We start from the raw sequence: 18,000 nt of genomic DNA, 5'->3' as shown, positions 1-18,000 counted from the left end.
GGGTGGATGTCGCTCAACCCACCTGCATCCGCTGCGCGAACTGCGCCTCGCGAAAACGCGCCAGCACGAAGTCGACGAACACCCGCGTCTTGGGCGGCAGCAGCTTCTTGCTCGGGTAGTAGATCCACACGGCGCCCGAATCCTGGTACCACGCGGGCAGCAGCCGCACCAGCGCGCCGCTGCGCAGGCCGCGTTCCACGAAAGGCATCGGCAGCATCGCCACGCCGAGCCCCAGCAGCGCCGCCTGCGCGATCGCCTCGGGGTCGTTGAAGATCGCGCGCGGGCGCGTCGGCAACTCGACCATGGTTTCCTCGCCGCTCGCATGCCGCAGCGTCCACGGCCGCAGCCGGCCCGTGGGCGAGGAGCGGCGCAGCAGCACGTCGAAGCGCGCCAACTCGGCCGGATGCGCGGGCAGCGCGCGCCCCGCCAGGTAGGCCGGCGCCGCCACCGCGACCACATGGATGCGCGCCAGCTCGCGCGCCACCACGCCGGGCGACAGCGCGATGCCGCCGCCGATGGCCGCGTCGAAGCCCTCGCCGATCAGATCCACCTGCTGGTTGTCGAAATGCCAGTCGGGCACGATGCCCGGGTAGCGCGCCAGAAAGTCGCCCATGAACGGCAGCACGTGCTCGCGCCCGAAGGCCTGGCCCATGCTCACCTTGAGCGTGCCCGAGGGCTGGCCGTCGTCTTGCGCAAGGCCCGCCACCGCGTCCTGCAGCGTGGCCAGCGCGCCGCCGACCTGCGCCAGGAAGCGCTCGCCGGCCTCGGTCAGCGTGAGCCGCCGCGTGCTGCGCTGGAACAGCCGCACGCCCAGCCGCGCCTCGAGCCGCGCCACGTTCTTGCTGACCGCTGCCGGCGTCAGCCCCAGGCGCCGCGCGGCCGCCGAGAAGCTGCCGCCCTCGGCGCTCTGCACGAAGGATTCGAGGTGATTGAGCGGTTCCATGCCGCGATTCTGGCGCTCATCTTCAACTTTGGGTTGAATCTGATCGGGCCGATTGATGGCTACCGCAAAGGGAATGGAATTCCGACACTGAAGGCCTTCCTCCTCCAACTGATCGGAAAAATCATGGCTTCCACCTCTGTGTCCTCTTCGTCGTCTTCTCCCGTCCTGGCCGGCAAGGTCGCCTTCGTCACCGGCGGCTCGCGCGGCATCGGCGCCGCCATCGTGCGCCGGCTGGCGCGCGACGGCGCGGCCGTGGCCTTCACCTACGTCAGTGCCCAGGCCGAGGCCGAGAAGCTCGCCGGCGAAATCCAGGCCGCCGGCGGCCGCGCGCTGGCCATCCGTGCCGACGCCGGCGACGCCGCCGCGCTGACGGCCGCCATTGCCCAGGGCGCGCGCGCTTTCGAGCGCCTCGACATCCTGGTGAACAACGCCGGCGTGTACCTTGGCGGCGAGCTCGACACCTTCTCGCTCGACGACTTCGACCGCACCATCGACGTCAACGTGCGCGCCACCTTCGTGGCCGTCCAGGCTGCCGCGCGCCACATGGGCGACGGCACGGGTCGCATCGTCAACATCGGCAGCATCAACGCCGAGCGCGTGCTGGACGCGGGCGCCAGCGTCTACGCGATGAGCAAGGCCGCCATCGTCGGCCTCACGCGCGGCCTGGCACGCGACCTCGGCCCGCGCGGCATCACGGTGAACAACGTGCAGCCCGGCCCCATCGACACCGCCATGAACCCCGCCACCGGCCCGCGTGCCGCCTCGATGCACGACGTGATGGTGCTGCCGCGCCACGGCCGTGCCGAAGAAATCGCCGGCATGGTCGCCTACCTCGTGGGCCCCGACGGCGGCTTCGTCACCGGCGCCAGCCTGAGCGTGGACGGCGGCTACACGGTCTGATCGACAGTGATGTGGTCGGGCGCGCGCTCCACCGCGCGGATCAGCGTGTCGAGCGTCGCGCTCAGCCGGGCCAGCTCGCCCGCATCGACGCCCGCGAACAGCTCGGCCTCGCGCTGCCGGCCCAGCGCGCCGACCGTCGCGTGCAGCGCCTTGCCGGCGGCCGTGAGGTAGAGCCGGCTGCAGCGCTGGTCGGTCGGGTCGCCGCGGCGCTGCACGCGCTTGTGGCGCTTCAGGCCCGCCAGCGCGCGGCTCACGGCCATCTTGTCCAGGCCGGTGAGGTCGGCCACCTGCGCGCCCGTGAGCCCCGGCTGCGTGGCGAGCACGGCCAGCGTGCGCCACTCGTTCAGCGTGAGCTGGTGCTCGCGACCCACGCGCTCATGGAACGGCCGCGCCGTGAGGTTGACCACCCGCACCAGCTTGAAGAAAAGCGGGTCCATGGACGTTCGTGCTTTGGTTCTCGCGTGTCAGCCGGCCAGCTTCTTCGCCGCCGCCACGATCGCGTCCACGCCGACGCGCGACTGCGCCTCCAGCACCGGCGCATAGCCGACCGGAATGCGCGGCGCGCCCAGCCGCGCGACGCGGCAGCCCGTGGCCTCGGCCGCGCTCGCGGCGATCTCGGCGCCGAAGCCCGCGGCCTGCACCGCCTCGTGCACGACCAGCAGCCGCCCCGTGCGCGCGCACGACGACAGCACCGTCTCGCGGTCCCAGGGCCACAGCGTGCGCAGGTCGATCAGGTCCACCGCGATGCCCTCGGCCGCCAGCGCGTCGCAGGCCGCGGCGCAAGGCTGCATCTGCTTGCTCCAGCTCACGAGCGTGAGCGCATTGCCCTCGCGCACGCGCGCCGCCTGGCCCAGCGGCACCACCAGCGTGTCGTCCACCTCGCCGCGCAGGCCCCACAGCGTCTTGTGTTCGATGTAGACCACCGGGTCGCCGCACTGCAGCGCCGCGCGCAGCAGGCCGTGGTTGTCCTGCGGCGTCGAGGGGCTCACCACCACCACGCCCGGCAGGTGCGCGAACCAGGCTTCGAGCGACTGCGAATGTTGCGCCGCCGACGCGTCCCAGATGCCGCCCGGCATGCGCGCCACCAGCGGCACGCGGCCCTGGCCGCCGAACATGAAGCGGTTTTTTGCCGCCTGGTTCACCAGCTCGTCCATGCCGCACAGCGCGAAGTCGACCACGCGCATCTCGACCACGGGGCGCAGCCCCGCGAGCGCCATGCCCACGCCGGCGCCCATGATCGCGGCCTCGCTGATCGGCGTGTCGATCACGCGCTCGGCGCCGTACTGCTGCTGCAGGCCCTTGTACTGGCCGAAGATGCCGCCGCGGCCCACGTCCTCGCCGAGCACGACCACGCGCGGGTCGGCGTCCATCTCCTGCTGCAGCGCGCGCACGGCGGCTTCGGAATAACTCAGCGTCGTCACAGCCATTGGCCTGCTCCCGTGGTCTGCACGTCGGTGAAGGCGGCGCTCGCCTCGGGCCAGGGCGCCGCGTCGGCCACGGCGAGGGCGGTGTCCACCTCGTCGCGCGCGGCGTTCTCGATGGCGTCGAGCGTCGCAGCGGCCACGCCCGTGTCGAGCAGGTGGCCGCGGGCGCGCGCGATCGGGTCGGTCTCCAGCGCGGCCGCCAGCTCGGCCGGGTCGCGGTACGCCGCGAGGTCGACCGACACATGGCCCTTCACGCGGTAGGTGAGCGCGTGCAGCAGGCGCGGCCCCGCGCCGCTGCGCACCTCGGCCACCAGCCGCTGCGCGGCGGAATGCACCGCGAACACGTCGTTGCCGTCGACCTGCGTCGCCGCGATGTCCATCGACGCAGCGCGCGCCGAGGCGCCATCACCGGCCGTCATCGGGCCGCTCGCGGTGGTCGCGCTCCAGCGGTTGTCCTCGCAGACGAAGAGCACGGGCAGGTCGTACACGCGCGCCCAGTTCAGCGCTTCGAGAAACGGTCCGCGGTTGATCGCGCCATCACCGAAGAAGCAGACCGTGATGTCGTCGCTGCGCTTCAAGAGTTTTTGCGCATGCGCCGCGCCGACGGCGATCGGCAAGCCCGCCGCGACCACGCCGTTGGCGCCCAGCATGCCGACCGAGAAGTCCGCGATGTGCATCGAGCCGCCCTTGCCGCCGTTGAAGCCCGTGGCCTTGCCGAACAGCTCGCACATCATCCGCGTGAGGTCCGCGCCCTTGGCCAGCGTGTGGCCGTGGCCGCGGTGCGTGGAGGTGAGGTAGTCGCTCGTGCGCAGGTGGGCGCACACGCCCGCCGGCACGGCCTCCTGCCCGGTCGAGAGGTGCAGCGGCCCGCGCACCTTGGCGGCGCCGCCCGCCTGCTGGCCGTAGGCACTGACCCCGCCCTGGCTGGCGGTTTCGGCGGCGTTCTCGAAGGCGCGGATGCGCACCATGACGCGGTACAGCACCTCGCCGGCGTGGGGGGGAAGATTCGATTCCATATGGTCTCCGGCGCCTGTCGGGGCTGCGCTTGGAGAAAAATCGTATCAAACGTGACGGAATCAGGTATCGGGCTTACCCGCCGCTCCCCAGCGATCTTCCTCAGGGCTTCTTGACCAGGTTGCAGCGAGATTCCGCCAGCGGCTGGAACGCCTGATCGCCGGGCACCACGGCCTTCACGTTGTAGAAGTCCCAGGGCTCCTTCGACTCCGACGGCTTCTTGACCTGCACCAGCAGCATGTCGTGCACCATGCGCCCGTCGTCACGGATGTGGCCGTTGGCCGCGAACATGTCGTTGATGCGCACCGACTTCATCTGCTTCATGACGGCGTCCGCGTCGTCGGTACCGATAGCCTGCACGGCCTTCAGGTAGTTGGTCACCGCCGAGTAGGTGCCGGCGTGGATGAGGTTGGGCATCTTCTTCTGCTTCTCGAAGAAGCGCCGGCTCCACTCGCGCGTCTGCGCGTTGAGGTTCCAGTAGAAGGCCTCGGTCAGCACCATGCCCTGGGCCGTTGCCAGCCCCATGGCCTGGACGTCGTTGAGCGTGCCGCTCAGCGGCACGAGGGTCTGCGCCTTGCCGAGGCCGAACTCGCGCGCGGCCTTCACGGCGCCGATCAGGTCGCCGCCCGCGTTGGCGATGGCCACGCCCTTGGCCTTCGACGACTGCGCCTGCAGCACGAAGGACGAGAAGTCCGAGGCGCTCAACGGATGGCGCGCGCTGCCGATCACCTTGCCTCCCGCCGCGGTGATGGCGGCGGTGGCTTCCTGTTCGATGGACTGGCCGAGCGCGTAGTCCACGGTGATGAAGTACCAGCTGTCGGTGCCGGCCTTCGTCAGCGCCGCCACGGTGGGGCGCGACGTGGCATAGGCGTCCCACGTGTAGCTCACCGTGTAGGGCGAGCATTCTTCGTTGGTCAGGCGCATCGAGCCGGGCCCGGTGGCGAACAGCAGGCGTTTTTTCTCCCGCGCCACGTTCGAGACGGCCAGCGCCACCGCCGAATTGATCGCGTCCACCACGATGTCGACGCGCTGCGTGTCGAACCACTCGCGCGCCTTGTTGGCACCGATGTCGGCCTTGTTCTGGTGGTCGGCCGAGACCATCTCGATGGCGAAGGCCGGCTTGGCGTCGCGCCTGAAGTCGTCGATGGCCATCTGCGTGGCCACCACCGAGCCGCGTCCGCCGAGCTCGGAGAAGATGCTGTTCATGTCGGTGAGCACGCCCACCTTCACGACCTGGTCCGAGAGCCCCGGCGCCGCGACGGCCGCGGGGGCGCACAGCGACAACGCGCACGCGAGTGCGCAGGCGGTCATGCGATGCAACGTGCTCATGCGGCCTCCTTCTGTTGCGACGACGCGCGCAGGCCGCGCGCCCAGTGCCCGGCCTCGGCCAGCGTGCGCTGCGCCTCCGGCAGGAACGGGAAGAGCGTGAAGACATGGACCGAATCGGGCACGAGGTCCAGGCGCACGTCGACGCCCGCCGCGCGGGCCGCTTCGGCGAAGCGCGTCGTGTCGCTTTCGAGCACTTCGCCCTGGACGGCCGACAGGAACAGGGGCGGCAGGCCGCGCAGGTCGCCGAACAGGGGCGACACCAGGGGGTCGGTGGGCTCGTGGCCCTGGAAATACGACGCCGCGAGCTGCGTGAGTGAATCGCGATGCGCCGCCGGATCGTCCCCCGAGTTCTGCCGCACGGTGGGGCCCGACAGCGTCAGGTCGGTGAACGGGCAGACCGCGATCACGCCCGCCGGTTGCGGCAGCCCTGCGCGCGCCAGCCCCAGGGCCAGCGCGAGCGCCAGCCCGCCGCCCGAAGACTCGCCGCTCAGCACGATGCGCGATGCCGCCACGCCGCGCGCGAGCAGGCCGCGGTAGGCCTGGAAGGCGTCGTCGATCGCGGCGGGGTAGGGGTGCTCGGGGGCGAGCCGGTAGTCGACCGTGTAGCAGTCGCCGCCCAGGGCCGCGGACAGCCGTCCGGCGTATTCGGCCGAGCTCGCGGCCGAGCCCATCACATAGGCGCCCCCGTGGAAATGCAGCACGACGGAGCCGGCGGGTTGCGGCGCGCCGCCGTCCACGCGCAAGGCCGGCACGCCGTTGAGTTCGACCGGCGTGACGCCGAGCGTGGCGGGCGCGGGAAAGTGCATCGTGAGGAAGCGTTCGTAGGCCTCGCGCTGGCCCCGGTGCCCGCGCGCGATGTCTTCGGAGCCGATGGCGCTCTTCCATAGGTCGAAGGCGCGCTGGCTCTCGGGCCGCGCCATGCGCTTGCCTTCGCGTGCCGCGCTCAGGCCCACCACTTCGCCGGCTGGCTGCTGGGCCGCTTCCAGGATGTTGTGGCCCCACGCAAACGCCCACGAGGTTTCGGCGAGCGGATCGATGCGCGAGAGGCCGCGCCAGCGGCCGTTGCGGTGGCGCACCGATTCCTCGTCGGGCTCGTGCGACTGCTTCACAGCAAAGCGTGCGCCGGCCTGGATGCGCGTGGTGCGCGGCTGGCGGCGGCGTTCGTATTCGAGCAGCGCGGCCTCCACGCCGTCACCGCCTTTGGCGCCATGGCGGTGCAGGCAGGTCGCGAGCACCCAGGCGTCCTCGATGGATTGGCAGGCGCCTTGTGCGAGGTACGGCACCATCGCGTGCGCCGCGTCGCCCAGCAGCGTGATGCGTCCCGTGGTCCAGTGCTCGATGGGGTCGCGGTAGTACATGCCCGTGATGAAGCTCGAGTCCACCTGCTCGAGCATGTGCTGCACCGTCGGCTCGCTGCCGCGGAACGAGTCGAGCATTTCGCCGATGTCGCCGCTCTCGGTCCACGATTCGCGCCGCACCTCGGTGGCGGGCACGGCGGCCAGGATGCTGTACAGGTCCTTGCGGACCCAGTACGACACGACGCTGCGCCGCAGGCCGAACCAGTTGTTGCCGGCCACCGGCAGCGCCAGCCCCTCGAGCCGTGCGGCCGGGATCAGCGCGCGCCACATGAGGATGTTGGCGAACTGCTTTTCCTCGGGGCCGCGCAGCGCGGTGCGCACGGCCGAGTGGATGCCGTCGGCGCCGATCACCGCGTCGGCCTCGATGACCTCGCCGGTCTTGAGAACCACGCGAGCCCCCTTGGCGTCTTGCGAGATCGAGGCGCATTCGGCGCCGAGGCGCACGGTGTCGCGCGGCAGCGCGTTGTAGAGCAGGGCGACGAGGTCGGCGCGGTGCACGTTGTACATGAGCGCGCCATAGCGCTGCGCTGCCTCCGCGCCCAGCGGCGCGAGGTAGAGCAGGCGGCCTGTGTGCAGGTCGCGGTAGTCGTAGCGCTCGGGCACCGTGGCGACCTGCGCCAGCGCGGGCTCCAGGCCGAGCTCGCGCAGCACCAGCGTGCCGTTGGCCGCGATCTGCACGCCGGCGCCGATCTCGGCCATCTGCGCGGCACGCTCCAGCACAATCGCGTCGATGCCGTGATGCCGCAGCGCCAGCGCTGTCGTCAGGCCGCCAATGCCGCCACCCACAATGAGAATCTTCATTTTGGACACCTGTTTTCCGTATAGTTAACCGAGTTCGGTTAGTTAAGTTAACTCGATAAACTCATGGCCCCATCGGTAAAAACCCTTCGTGCGGACGGCATCGAGACGCGTGCGCGACTGAAGGAAGAAGCGCAGCGGCTGTTTGCGCTGCGCGGCATCGACGGCGTGTCGGTGCAGGACATCGTCTCGGCCGCCGAGCAGCGCAACAACGCGTCGCTGCGCTATTACTTCGGCAACAAGCTGGAGCTGGCACGCGAGCTGGTCGTGGACGGCGCGCGCGTCATCGACGAGATACGCCAGGCCATGCTCGACGTGCTTGAACGCGAGGGCAACGTGACCCTGCCCAGCGTGCTGGACGCGCTCACGCTGCCGCTGCTCGAGCTGTCGGAGCGCACGGGTCAGGCCACCTACATCCGCCTGATCGCGAACCTGCAGCTCAACAACCGTGCGTTCCTGCGCGAGGCCTTGGAGGACAAGTGGAACGCCGGCTACAAGCGCTGCTTCGCGCACCTGGCGCGGCTGCTGCCCGACATGCCCGCACCGATCCTGGAGCAACGCCTGACCCTGGCGGGCAACATCTACGGCAACGCCGTGTGGGCGGCCTGGGAGTCTTCGAAAGACAGCGAGGACCCCAGCCGTTTCTGGGAACGCAGCTACACCATCTCCAACGTGATGGACACGCTGCAAGGCGTGCTCGAAGCGCCGCCTTCGGCGCGCACGCTGGCGTTGGTGGAGGCGGAGTTGCCCGCGCGCAAGGCGACGGCGGGCGCCACGACCCGGCGCAAAAAGGCCTGACCCGCGCGAGCGCTGGGGCGGCATTGCCACCCCTTCAGGGGCGCCCTTGCGCCTGCGGGCTTCCGGCTCTCTTCTCTATTTATTCTTCTTATTTAAGTTAGTAGTAGTAGATAAGGGTAAACCCGCCCTGTGGACAGGGCACTTTTTTCCTTGCCTGACAACGACTTGCCGCACCTTGGACACTGTGTGCTCCCCTGCTTCCGAGGTGCTATCAAAAAAGGAACAACTTGGGCGCGGTCGCTTCCGCTGTGGATAACAGGGGGCTTGTCCGGAAACTGTCCCCAGAGTTTTCCATTTGTATCTGCGGCGCCCAGCGCCGTCCGGGAATTCCCGGGTGCCCGGAATCCCCACCCGATGGGATAGTTAGTTCGCCACTCAAACTAACTACCCCGGCACGCCAGCGTCACGCTCGGCAAACCGTTCTGAGGAGAGACACCGATGCAACTGACAACGAAACACACCCTGGCCGCCCTGGCGTTCGGTCTCACGGCCGTGGGCGCGATGGCGCAGACCGTGGTCGGCGTGAGCTGGTCCAACTTCCAGGAAGAACGCTGGAAGACCGACGAGGCCGCGATCAAGGCGCAGCTTGAAAAACTCGGCGCGAAGTACATCAGTGCCGATGCGGGCGGCTCGCCCGAGAAGCAGCTGGGCGACATCGAGGGCCTGATGTCCAAGGGCGCGAAGGCGCTCATCGTGTTGGCGATGGACAAGGACGCGATCCTGCCCGCCGTGACGAAGGCCACGCGGCAGAAGGTGCCGGTGGTGGCGTACGACCGGCTGATCGAGGCGCCGGGCGTGTTCTACATCACCTTCGACAACGTCGAGGTCGGGCGCATGGAGGCGCGCGAGGTGCTCAAGGTCAAGCCCAAGGGCAACTACGTGATCATCAAGGGCTCGCCGAGCGACCCGAACGCCGACTTCCTGCGCGCGGGCCAGCAAGAGGTGCTCGAGCCCTCGATCAAGAAGGGCGACATCAAGATCGTCGGCGACGAGTACACCGAAGGCTGGAAGCCCGAGGTCGCGCAGAAGAACATGGAGCAGATCCTCACCAAGAACGGCAACAAGGTCGACGCGGTGGTGGCGGCCAACGACGGCACCGCCGGCGGCGCGGTGGCGGCGCTCACGGCGAAGGGCCTGCGCGGCATTCCGGTGTCGGGCCAGGACGCCGACTTTGCCGCGTTGAACCGCGTGGCGCTGGGCACGCAGACCGCGACGATCTGGAAGGACTCGCGCGAACTCGGTCGCGAAGCTGCCACGGCCGCGGTGTCGCTCGCAGCGGGCAAGGCGGTCGAGAAGGCCGCGCCCTGGGCCGGCGGCGCCAAGAAGATCTCGCTGTCCTCGCGCCTGCTGACGCCGGTGCCGATCACGCGCGACAACCTCGACGTGATCGTCAAGGCCGGCTGGATCAAGAAGGACGAGCTCTGCAAGGGCGTCTCGGGTGCGAACGCGCCCGCGGCCTGCAAGTAACGCAGCAATCACCGGCGCGTTCAGCCGCTTGCTGAACGCGCCCCTCCATTTCTTCGCAACACGCTTCCGACAGACCCGCAAGGGCCTGCCGGTAGGCGGTTGCGCACCTGTAGTCCGTCCTGAGGGGGCTTGAAAAAAATGAGCGATCCAACACCCGGCTGGTGGCGCCGCACCGGCATCGACCTGCGCCTGATCCTGATGTGCGTGCTGCTGGCCGCGATGGCGGTGGCGTTCAGCGTCATGTCGGGCGGCGTGTTCCTCTCGCCCGAGAACCTCTACAACGTCGCGCAGCAGACGGCCGTGGTCGGCATCGTCTCCACGGTGATGGTGCTGGTCATCGTGGCGCGCCACATCGACCTGTCGGTGGGCTCGGTGATGGGTTTTGTCGGCGTGCTCATCGCCTACCTGCAATACACCTCGGGCTGGTCGTGGCCCACGGCCTGCCTCGCGGGGCTCGCGGTGGCGCTGCTGGTGTCGATCTACCAGGGCTGGCTCACGGCGGTGCTGGGCGTGCCGTCGTTCGTGGTCACGCTGGGCGGCCTGATGTCGTTTCGCGGCGCGGCCTTCCTGGTGGCCGACGGCAAGACGCAGCCGGTGAACGACGAGTTCTTCCAGCGCCTGGGCGGCGGCTACGACGGCGGCATCGGCGTCACGGCGAGCTGGGTGCTCGCGGGGCTGGTGGCGCTGGTGCTGTTCGGGCGCATGGTGCAAAAGCGCCGCGCGCGCCAGCGCTACGACATGCCGACCGAGGCGCTGTGGCTCGACGTGCTGCTCACCGCAGTGCCGGTGGCGGTGGTGGCCGGCTTCGCCTGGGTGATGAACAGCTACCAGATCTCGTCCAAGAGCGAGCCGCAGGGCATTCCGATTCCGGTGCTGATCTGGGCGGCGGTGGCGATCGTGCTGTCGTTCATCGTGCACCGCACGCGCTTCGGGCGCTATGTGTTCGCGATGGGCGGCAACCCCGACGCGGCGGCGCTGGTGGGCATTCCCGTCAAGCGCGTCACGCTCATGCTGTTCGCGCTGCTGGCGGTGCTGGTGACGGTGGCGGCCATCGTGTCGATCGCGCGGCTCAATGCGGGCACCAACTCGCTGGGCACGGGCATGGAGCTGTACGTGATCGCGGCAGCGGTCATCGGCGGCACGGCGCTCGCGGGCGGCAGCGGCTCGATCTTCGGCTCGGTGCTGGGCGCGCTGATCATGCAATCGCTCGACAGCGGCATGCTGTTGCTCGACGTGCCGATCGGCAAGCGCATGGTGATCATCGGCCAGGTGCTGATCGTCGCCGTGGTATTCGACGTGCTCTATCGCCGCAAGTTCGGGGAGAACTGACATGGCCGACATCGACAACACCAAACCCCTCGTCGAGCTGCGCGAGATCCGCAAGGCCTTCGGCGGCGTGAAGGCCGTGGACGGCGTGAGCATCAACCTCTACCCCGGCGAAGTGGTCGCGCTCCTGGGCCACAACGGCGCCGGCAAGTCCACGTTGATGAAGATGCTCGCGGGCGCCTACCCGATCGATTCGGGCGACACGCTCATCGCGGGCGAGAAGGTCCACATCCGCACGCCCGCCGAAGCGCAGGCGCAGGGTATCGAGACCATCTACCAGACGCTCGCGCTGGCCGACAACCTCGACTCGGTGGCGAACCTCTTTCTCGGCCGCGAGAAGATGACAGCGTGGAACACGCTGGACGACCACTTCATGGAAGTGCAGGCGCGCAAGGTGTTCCAGCGCCTGAACAAGAACTTCACCAACATCCGCATCCCGGTGCGGCGCCTGTCGGGTGGGCAGCGGCAGGTGGTGGCGATCTCGCGCGCGCTGTACTTCAATGCGCGCATCCTGATCATGGACGAGCCCTGCGCCGCGCTCGGGCCGGAAGAAACCGCGATGGTCGGCGGGCTGGTGAAGCAGCTCAAGGCCGACGGCGTGGGCATCTTCCTGATCACGCACGACATGCCCGACGTGTTCTCGCTGAGCGACCGGCTCGCGGTGATGAAGAACGGCAAGCTCGTGGGCACCTACCGCACGGCCGATGTCACCGAGGACGAGGTGCTCGGAATGATCATTGCCGGCAAGCGGCCCGAGGGTCGGGAGCAGGCGCACCACGCCGCAACTGCGGCCACTGCAGCGGCATGACATGAAGACCATCGGCGACCAGCAGCTGTTGAAGCGCATGAACCGCAGCGTGCTGCTGCGGTTGCTGCGCGCGCAGCCGGGCTTGTCGCGCGCGCGGCTCGCGAGCGAAAGCGGGCTCACCAAATCGACGGTGAGCCTGCTGGTGCGCGAGCTGCTCGACGAAGGCTGGTTGAGCGAATCGGGCGCGGCCGTGGCCGACGGGCTCGGGCGGCCGTCCACGCCGCTGCAGATCAACGTCGGCGTGCGCGCGCTGATGGGCGTGGAGATCGCCGTCGAAACGCTGCGCCTCGTCTGCGTCTCGCTGCAGGGCGAGGTGCTGCATGCGGAAGCCCAGCCGCTGGACGACGGCGAGCCCGGCCGCGTGTGTGCACAGCTCGCGCGCATGGCGGCGGCTGCGCACGCGCAGCTCGACGAGCGCGGCCTGCGCCTGTCGAGCATCGGCGTGTGCGTGCCCGGCGCGGTGGACGACTGCACGGGCGTGGTCCGCTTCGCGCCCAACCTCGGCTGGCGCAACGTGAACCTGCTGCCTGCGCTCGAGAAGGCGCTGGCTGCAGCAGGCCTGCCGGGCGTCACCGTGCAGCTGCAGAACGACGCCGATGCGGCTGCGCTCGGTGAGTACGAGTTCGCGGCGGGCGAGGGCGAAGACCCGCTGATCTTCGTCAACAGCGACGTCGGCGTGGGCGCGGGCGTGGTGCTGAACGACCGCCTCTTCACGGGCGCACAAGGCATGGCCGGCGAGATCGGCCACACCATCCTGCAGCTCGACGGGCCGCTGTGCTCGTGCGGCCGGCGCGGCTGCGCCGAGGCTTTTTTCGGCTCGCGCGTGCTGGCACGCGAGGGCGCGGACATGGCGCGCGCCGCCGCCTTCTTCGGCGTGTTGCTGCAGAACCTGTGGGTCACCTTCAACCCGCGCGCGATCGTGCTCGGGGGCAAGGTCTGCGCGGACCATCCGGAGTTCGCGCAGGCCGCGTTCGAAGGCGTGAAGGGCCACGCCGAGCGCGCCGGCATGCCGGCGCCGGAGCTGCGCACTGCGCGCTATGAAGCACTGGCGCCCGCGGTGGGGGCGGCGGCGTTGGCGCTGCACGACTACCTGCGGCCGCTGCAGCCCGATGCGAAGGCGCGCCGCGCGCGGGCACTGGCGCGCGCCGGCGCCTGAACCTTCGCTGTCCGTCAGTCAGTCCGCGGCGCTGCCGTCGTCGTCGCGCCAGCCGCGCAGCCGGCGGTACAGCGTGCCGCGCGACACGCGCAGCTGCCGCGCCGCCTGCGACACGTTGCCGCCGTGCGCCGCGAGCGTGTCTTCGATCAGTTTGCGGCTGTGCTCGCGCAACGTTTCGGTGGGCGGCGTCGGCTCGGTGTCGCTGACAGGGGGCAGCGCCGCAGGCGGTTCCGCATGAACCTCGAGCGCCGCGGGTGACTCGACCTGCACGCTCGCCACGTCGGGCATCGCCACCGCATGCCGAAAATCCGCGCCGTCCGCGCCCTTGAGCTGCGCCTGCATCCACACGCCGAGCCCGCTCGCCAGCCGCAGCGGCTGCGCGGCCTCGCGACGGCCCAGCCGCAGCAGGCTTGCCAAGTCGTGGCCCAGCAGGCATTCGACGTCGCGATCGTCGGGCGCCTCGGGCAGCCGCCCCAGCAGCCGCGCGCCGGCGTTGTTGAGCCACGCGATGGTGCCGTCAGGCGCGATGCCGGCGAGGGCTTCTAGCGGCGTGCCGAGCAGCGTGGGGCTGGCCTGGAAGCGCAGGATCAGGTGGTCGCGCGACTGCGCCTGCAGCAGCCGGTTCTCGATGATGGTGGCGTGCAGCGCCACCATCGAGGCCGCGTCGAAACCGAAGCGCCGCGCCTCCACCGTGAGGTCGAGCACGCCCGCGAGCTGGCCGCTCACGTCGCGGATCGGCGCCGCCGCGCATTGCATGTGGCACAGCACGTCGTAGTAGTGCTCGGCGCCGTCCACGGTGCAGGCCTGCCCGGTGCTGGCCACGATGCCCGGCGCCGTGGTGCCCACGACGCGCTCGGAGATGTTCACGCCCAGGCGCGCGGTCTGGCGCAGCACGGGCTGGTGCGTGCCGGCGGGCTGGCTCGTGACGTGCACCACGACGCCGTCGCGGTCGGTCAGGATCACACGGCAGTCGGTGCCCGCGAGCATGTGCTCCATCTGCGCGAGCTCGTGCCGCGCCACGTCGAGCAGCTCGCGGTTGCGCGCGAGCGTGGTGTGCAGCCGGCTGGGCGTGACCGCGTCGAAGGACACCACGCGCTGCCGGTCGGCGTGGGTGCGGCTGCAGCGCATCCACGACTGGATGACCGCCTCACCGACCAGCCCCGAGGGGCGCACGCCTTCTTCGAAGAACTGCTGCCGCGCCAGCGCCACGCGCTGCGCCGGCGTGCTGGCAAAGAGTTGGCGCGGCGCATCCGCCGTGCCGAGCCTGTCGAGCGCCATGGGTTCGCCGCCTCTTCTGGATTCAAGGACCGTCTCGAATGTGTTCCGCAATGGAACAAGGCTGGACTGGGGAAATCCCGGGGGTGAAGGCCGGTGCCGTGCGAACGATCCTTGGGGCAGAACGACGAAGGAGACAGACCACGATGAAGACGACAACAAAGCCTCTTTCCGGGCGGCGCCTGCTTGCGGGCGCCTTGCTGTGCCTGGGCCTTGCGGCCCCGGCGCTGGCCCAGACCGCGGCCACCCCGCAGGACCGCGCCGGCGCGGCCGCCAAGCGCGTCGACAGCAACTTCGTGCGCGCCAACGCGGCGAAGAAGACGCCCGACTGGCCCAGCTACGGGCTCGACTACGCCGAGTCGCGCTTCAGCAAGCTCGACCAGGTCAACGCCGGCAACGTGAAGCAGCTCGGGCTGGTCTGGTCGTACAACCTGGAGTCGACGCGCGGCGTGGAAGCCACGCCGCTGGTGGTCGACGGCATCATGTACGTCACGGCCTCGTGGAGCATCGTGCATGCGATCGACACGCGCACCGGGCAAAAAATCTGGAGCTTCGATCCGCAGGTTGACCGTTCCAAGGGCTTCCGGGGCTGCTGCGACGTGGTCAACCGCGGCGTGGCGCTGTACGAAGGCCGCGTCTACGTGGCCGCCTACGACGGCCGCCTGATCGCGCTCGACGCCGCCACCGGCCAGAAGGTGTGGGAGAAGAACACCATCGACGGCCAGAAGGGCAGCTACACCATCACCGGCGCGCCGCGCGTGTTCAAGGGCAAGGTCATCATCGGCAACGGCGGCGCCGAGTACGGCGTGCGCGGCTACGTCACCGCCTACGACGCGAAGACCGGCGACCAGAAGTGGCGCTGGTTCGTGGTGCCCGGTGACCCGAGCAAGCCCTTCGAAGACGAGTCGATGGCGCGCGCCGCCAAGACCTGGGACCCGAGCGGCAAGTACTGGGAAGCCGGCGGCGGCGGCACCGCCTGGGACAGCTTCGCCTTCGACCCCGAACTCAACCTGATGTACGTGGGCACCGGCAACGGCTCGCCGTGGTCGCACAAGGCGCGCAGCCCGGGTGGCGGCGACAACCTCTACCTGGGCTCGGTGGTCGCGCTCGACCCCGACACCGGCAAGTACAAGTGGCACTACCAGGAGACGCCCGGCGACAACTGGGACTACACCTCCACGCAGTCGATGATCCTGGCCGACGTCAAGCTGGACGGCAAGGCGCGCAAGGTGCTGCTGCACGCGCCGAAGAACGGCTTCTTCTTCGTCATTGACCGCACCAACGGCAAGTTCATCTCGGCGAAGAACTTCACCGCAGTGAACTGGGCCACGGGCTACGACAAGAACGGCCGGCCGATCGGCGTCGCCGCCGCACGCGACGGCACCAAGCCCAACGACGCCATTCCCGGGCCTTTTGGCGCGCACAACTGGCACCCGATGTCCTACAGCCCGCAGACCGGCCTGGCCTACCTGCCCGCCCAGCATGTGCCGATCAACCTGATGGACGACAAGGACTGGAAGTTCGACGAGAACGTCCCCGGCCGGCCGCACGCGGCGCTGGGCTGGAACCTCGGCAAGCTCGCCAATGTCGAGCCGCCCACCAGCAAGCCATTCGGCCGCCTCGTGGCCTGGGACCCGATCAAGCAGAAGGAAGCCTGGGGCGTCGACTACGCCTCGCCATGGAACGGCGGCACGCTGACCACCGCGGGCAACCTCGTGTTCCAGGGCACGGCGGACGGCCGGCTCGTGGCCTACGACGCGAAGAACGGCACGAAGCTCTGGGAAACGCCCACCGGCACCGGCGTGGTGGCGGCGCCCGCGACCTACATGGTGGACGGCAAGCAGTACGTGTCGGTGGCCGTGGGCTGGGGCGGCGTGTACGGCCTGGCGCAGCGCGCCACCGAGCGGCAGGGGCCGGGCACGGTCTACACCTTCGCGGTCGGCGGCACGGCCAAGATGCCCGCGTTCGTCGAGTACCGCATGGCCAAGCTGGTGCAGGGCGTGAAGTACGACCCCGCCAAGGTCCAGGCCGGCACCCTGCTGTACGTGAGCAACTGCGTGTTCTGCCACGGCGTGCCGGGCGTGGACCGCGGCGGCAACATCCCGAACCTGGGCTACCTCGATCCGGCCTACATCGAGAACCTCGACAAGTTCGTGCTCAAGGGCCCGGCCATGTCGCGCGGCATGCCCGACTTCACGGGCAAGCTCTCGGGCGACGACATCGAGAGCATCAAGGCCTTCATCCAGGGCACGGCGGACGCGATCCGGCCGAAGTAGGGCGCAGCGCGCGGATGCAAACAGAAAAGGCGCCATCGGCGCCTTTTCTTTTGGGGCTGGGCGCTCGTCAGCCCGCCAGCCGCAGCTCGTGGATCAGCCCCGCCACGTTGCCCACCTGCAGCTTGTCGTAGATCGACTGGATGTGGTTGCGCACCGTGGCCGGCGAGCGGTTCAGGATGGCGGCGATGTCCTTGTGCGTGTCGCCGCGCGCCAGCAGCTCGGCGACCGTGTGCTCGCGCGGCGTGAGGCTGTCGGCGCGGCAGCGCGGGCGGCAGCGCAGGAACAGCAGGTGCTGCTCCACGCGGTGCGTGACCACGATCTCGCGCCCGTTGAAGCGCGCATGGCCCTGCAGAAAGTGCTGCAGCAGCGCATCGGGCAGGGTGCGGCCGTGCCAGGACGGCCACTCGGCCCTCAGCGTGGCTTCGAACAGGCGGTCGGCGTGGTACAGCACGCCGCGCAGGTCGCCGATGGCCGAGCCGCTGGGCGACGCGCCGCCCGCTTCGAGGCGATCGAGGTGCATCACGCGGTTCATCGCCAGTGCCTGCATCACGTGCGGCGAGAGGCTGGCGAGCAGCTGCCGCTCTTCCTCCGTGCCGCGGGCGTCGGGGTCGGCGCGGAACAGGCTGAGCCAGTGGACGAAGCTCGTCTGCGGGTTCGAGTCCGAGGTGATGAAGAAGTTGGCCTGCTCGAAGCGGCGGCCGTAGTCGCGCAGCTCGGCCTGGTCGTCGCGGCAGAACCACGCCTGCGCATTGAAGGCGAGCGTGGCGTTCGACTGCTTGGCCACCTCGCCGGCGGCCGTGTCCATGTGCTTGACCTGCTCGTAGGCCGTGACCATCTCGAGCGGCTGGTTGTGCAGGTGGATCGTGTGGATGTCGATGCCGTGGTCGGTGCGGGTGGCGGTGCCCCACATCGACGAATCGAAGGGCAGCACGGGCTTGATGAGGTCGAGCGCCGCGTCCTGGAAGGCATCGATGGGCAGCTCGTGCGAGAGGCGGTACAGCCGCAACAGGAGCTCGCTGAAATCGCGCGGAGCAGGGGCCGGGGAAGTCATGCGCGGAGTCTTCCAGCCGCCTCGCCCCCTGCCCATCCCATGTTCCGGGGACGCGCGCGGGGCTCGGCCGCAGGGTT

15 protein-coding genes are annotated in these 18,000 nt (G+C 69.6%); 7 read left to right on the top strand and 8 right to left on the bottom strand.

The window, feature by feature from the left end:
- Window positions 1–13 precede the first annotated feature (13 nt).
- Window positions 14–943, bottom strand: a complete 930-nt coding sequence (locus tag CLU95_RS13320) for a LysR family transcriptional regulator (protein WP_099793786.1) — start codon at window positions 941–943, stop codon at window positions 14–16.
- A 123-nt stretch (window positions 944–1,066) separates the two neighbouring features.
- Between CLU95_RS13320 and CLU95_RS13315 the strand changes: the two genes are divergently transcribed.
- Window positions 1,067–1,843: an SDR family oxidoreductase gene (locus CLU95_RS13315; protein WP_099793784.1), complete on the top strand. Its 777-nt coding sequence runs from the start codon at window positions 1,067–1,069 to the stop codon at window positions 1,841–1,843.
- Here the strand turns inward: CLU95_RS13315 and CLU95_RS13310 are convergent.
- The 5 genes from CLU95_RS13310 to CLU95_RS13290 all read right to left on the bottom strand — a co-directional run bounded on the left by CLU95_RS13310 (window position 1,831) and on the right by CLU95_RS13290 (window position 7,769).
- Window positions 1,831–2,280, bottom strand: a complete 450-nt coding sequence (locus CLU95_RS13310; protein WP_099793782.1) for a MarR family winged helix-turn-helix transcriptional regulator — start codon at window positions 2,278–2,280, stop codon at window positions 1,831–1,833. The genes CLU95_RS13315 and CLU95_RS13310 overlap by 13 nt on opposite strands.
- 27 nt (window positions 2,281–2,307) lie before the next feature.
- Window positions 2,308–3,270 carry an alpha-ketoacid dehydrogenase subunit beta gene (locus tag CLU95_RS13305; RefSeq protein WP_099793780.1) on the bottom strand — a complete coding sequence of 321 codons (963 nt, stop codon included), beginning with the start codon at window positions 3,268–3,270 and terminating at the stop codon, window positions 2,308–2,310.
- Window positions 3,261–4,283 carry a thiamine pyrophosphate-dependent dehydrogenase E1 component subunit alpha gene (locus tag CLU95_RS13300; RefSeq protein WP_099793778.1) on the bottom strand — a complete coding sequence of 341 codons (1,023 nt, stop codon included), beginning with the start codon at window positions 4,281–4,283 and terminating at the stop codon, window positions 3,261–3,263. The genes CLU95_RS13305 and CLU95_RS13300 overlap by 10 nt, the downstream gene beginning before the upstream one ends.
- 100 nt (window positions 4,284–4,383) lie before the next feature.
- On the bottom strand, window positions 4,384–5,610 hold the full coding sequence (locus CLU95_RS13295) for an ABC transporter substrate-binding protein (protein ID WP_218967440.1): 1,227 nt from the start codon (window positions 5,608–5,610) through the stop codon (window positions 4,384–4,386).
- On the bottom strand, window positions 5,607–7,769 hold the full coding sequence (locus tag CLU95_RS13290) for an alpha/beta hydrolase fold domain-containing protein (RefSeq protein ID WP_099793776.1): 2,163 nt from the start codon (window positions 7,767–7,769) through the stop codon (window positions 5,607–5,609). The genes CLU95_RS13295 and CLU95_RS13290 overlap by 4 nt, the downstream gene beginning before the upstream one ends.
- 63 nt (window positions 7,770–7,832) lie before the next feature.
- Between CLU95_RS13290 and CLU95_RS13285 the strand changes: the two genes are divergently transcribed.
- From CLU95_RS13285 to CLU95_RS13265, 5 genes are all read left to right on the top strand, one after another.
- Window positions 7,833–8,564 carry a TetR/AcrR family transcriptional regulator gene (locus tag CLU95_RS13285; protein WP_099793774.1) on the top strand — a complete coding sequence of 244 codons (732 nt, stop codon included), beginning with the start codon at window positions 7,833–7,835 and terminating at the stop codon, window positions 8,562–8,564.
- Window positions 8,565–9,008: 444 nt separating this feature from the next.
- Window positions 9,009–10,031 (top strand): D-xylose ABC transporter substrate-binding protein, encoded by a 1,023-nt coding sequence (gene xylF / locus CLU95_RS13280; RefSeq protein WP_373670038.1) that lies wholly within the window; start codon window positions 9,009–9,011, stop codon window positions 10,029–10,031.
- Window positions 10,032–10,169: 138 nt separating this feature from the next.
- Window positions 10,170–11,360 (top strand): sugar ABC transporter permease, encoded by a 1,191-nt coding sequence (locus tag CLU95_RS13275; protein WP_099793770.1) that lies wholly within the window; start codon window positions 10,170–10,172, stop codon window positions 11,358–11,360.
- 1 nt (window position 11,361) lies between these two features.
- On the top strand, window positions 11,362–12,165 hold the full coding sequence (locus CLU95_RS13270) for an ATP-binding cassette domain-containing protein (protein WP_099793768.1): 804 nt from the start codon (window positions 11,362–11,364) through the stop codon (window positions 12,163–12,165).
- Between the two features lies 1 nt (window position 12,166).
- Window positions 12,167–13,321: an ROK family transcriptional regulator gene (locus CLU95_RS13265; protein WP_099793766.1), complete on the top strand. Its 1,155-nt coding sequence runs from the start codon at window positions 12,167–12,169 to the stop codon at window positions 13,319–13,321.
- A gap of 18 nt (window positions 13,322–13,339) precedes the next feature.
- Here the strand turns inward: CLU95_RS13265 and CLU95_RS13260 are convergent, their stop codons facing one another.
- Complete coding sequence (locus tag CLU95_RS13260; RefSeq protein ID WP_099793764.1) at window positions 13,340–14,599, bottom strand: helix-turn-helix domain-containing protein; 1,260 nt, start codon at window positions 14,597–14,599, stop codon at window positions 13,340–13,342.
- A 143-nt stretch (window positions 14,600–14,742) separates the two neighbouring features.
- Between CLU95_RS13260 and CLU95_RS13255 the strand changes: the two genes are divergently transcribed.
- Entirely contained in the window at window positions 14,743–16,872 is a 2,130-nt protein-coding gene (locus CLU95_RS13255; RefSeq protein ID WP_099793762.1) for a PQQ-dependent dehydrogenase, methanol/ethanol family, read from the top strand.
- 67 nt (window positions 16,873–16,939) lie between these two features.
- On the opposite strand, the gene CLU95_RS13250 is transcribed toward CLU95_RS13255, so the two are convergent.
- On the bottom strand, window positions 16,940–17,923 hold the full coding sequence (locus tag CLU95_RS13250; protein WP_099793760.1) for a helix-turn-helix transcriptional regulator: 984 nt from the start codon (window positions 17,921–17,923) through the stop codon (window positions 16,940–16,942).
- Window positions 17,924–18,000 lie beyond the last annotated feature (77 nt).

The sequence above is a fragment of the Variovorax sp. 54 genome (assembly GCF_002754375.1).
Classification (GTDB): domain Bacteria; phylum Pseudomonadota; class Gammaproteobacteria; order Burkholderiales; family Burkholderiaceae_C; genus Variovorax.
The sequence above is the reverse complement of the archived record's forward strand: the minus strand, read 5'-3'. Positions and strand labels throughout refer to the sequence as shown.

What these genes read in the sequence shown, in the direction of transcription:
- CLU95_RS13320 (WP_099793786.1), bottom strand. Translation starts at nt 943, where the DNA reads ATGGAACCGCTCAATCACCTCGAATCCTTCGTGCAGAGCGCCGAGGGC.
- CLU95_RS13315 (WP_099793784.1), top strand. Translation starts at nt 1,067, where the DNA reads ATGGCTTCCACCTCTGTGTCCTCTTCGTCGTCTTCTCCCGTCCTGGCC.
- CLU95_RS13310 (WP_099793782.1), bottom strand. Translation starts at nt 2,280, where the DNA reads ATGGACCCGCTTTTCTTCAAGCTGGTGCGGGTGGTCAACCTCACGGCG.
- CLU95_RS13305 (WP_099793780.1), bottom strand. Translation starts at nt 3,270, where the DNA reads ATGGCTGTGACGACGCTGAGTTATTCCGAAGCCGCCGTGCGCGCGCTG.
- CLU95_RS13300 (WP_099793778.1), bottom strand. Translation starts at nt 4,283, where the DNA reads ATGGAATCGAATCTTCCCCCCCACGCCGGCGAGGTGCTGTACCGCGTC.
- CLU95_RS13295 (WP_218967440.1), bottom strand. Translation starts at nt 5,610, where the DNA reads ATGAGCACGTTGCATCGCATGACCGCCTGCGCACTCGCGTGCGCGTTG.
- CLU95_RS13290 (WP_099793776.1), bottom strand. Translation starts at nt 7,769, where the DNA reads ATGAAGATTCTCATTGTGGGTGGCGGCATTGGCGGCCTGACGACAGCG.
- CLU95_RS13285 (WP_099793774.1), top strand. Translation starts at nt 7,833, where the DNA reads ATGGCCCCATCGGTAAAAACCCTTCGTGCGGACGGCATCGAGACGCGT.
- CLU95_RS13275 (WP_099793770.1), top strand. Translation starts at nt 10,170, where the DNA reads ATGAGCGATCCAACACCCGGCTGGTGGCGCCGCACCGGCATCGACCTG.
- CLU95_RS13270 (WP_099793768.1), top strand. Translation starts at nt 11,362, where the DNA reads ATGGCCGACATCGACAACACCAAACCCCTCGTCGAGCTGCGCGAGATC.
- CLU95_RS13265 (WP_099793766.1), top strand. Translation starts at nt 12,167, where the DNA reads ATGAAGACCATCGGCGACCAGCAGCTGTTGAAGCGCATGAACCGCAGC.
- CLU95_RS13260 (WP_099793764.1), bottom strand. Translation starts at nt 14,599, where the DNA reads ATGGCGCTCGACAGGCTCGGCACGGCGGATGCGCCGCGCCAACTCTTT.
- CLU95_RS13255 (WP_099793762.1), top strand. Translation starts at nt 14,743, where the DNA reads ATGAAGACGACAACAAAGCCTCTTTCCGGGCGGCGCCTGCTTGCGGGC.
- CLU95_RS13250 (WP_099793760.1), bottom strand. Translation starts at nt 17,923, where the DNA reads ATGACTTCCCCGGCCCCTGCTCCGCGCGATTTCAGCGAGCTCCTGTTG.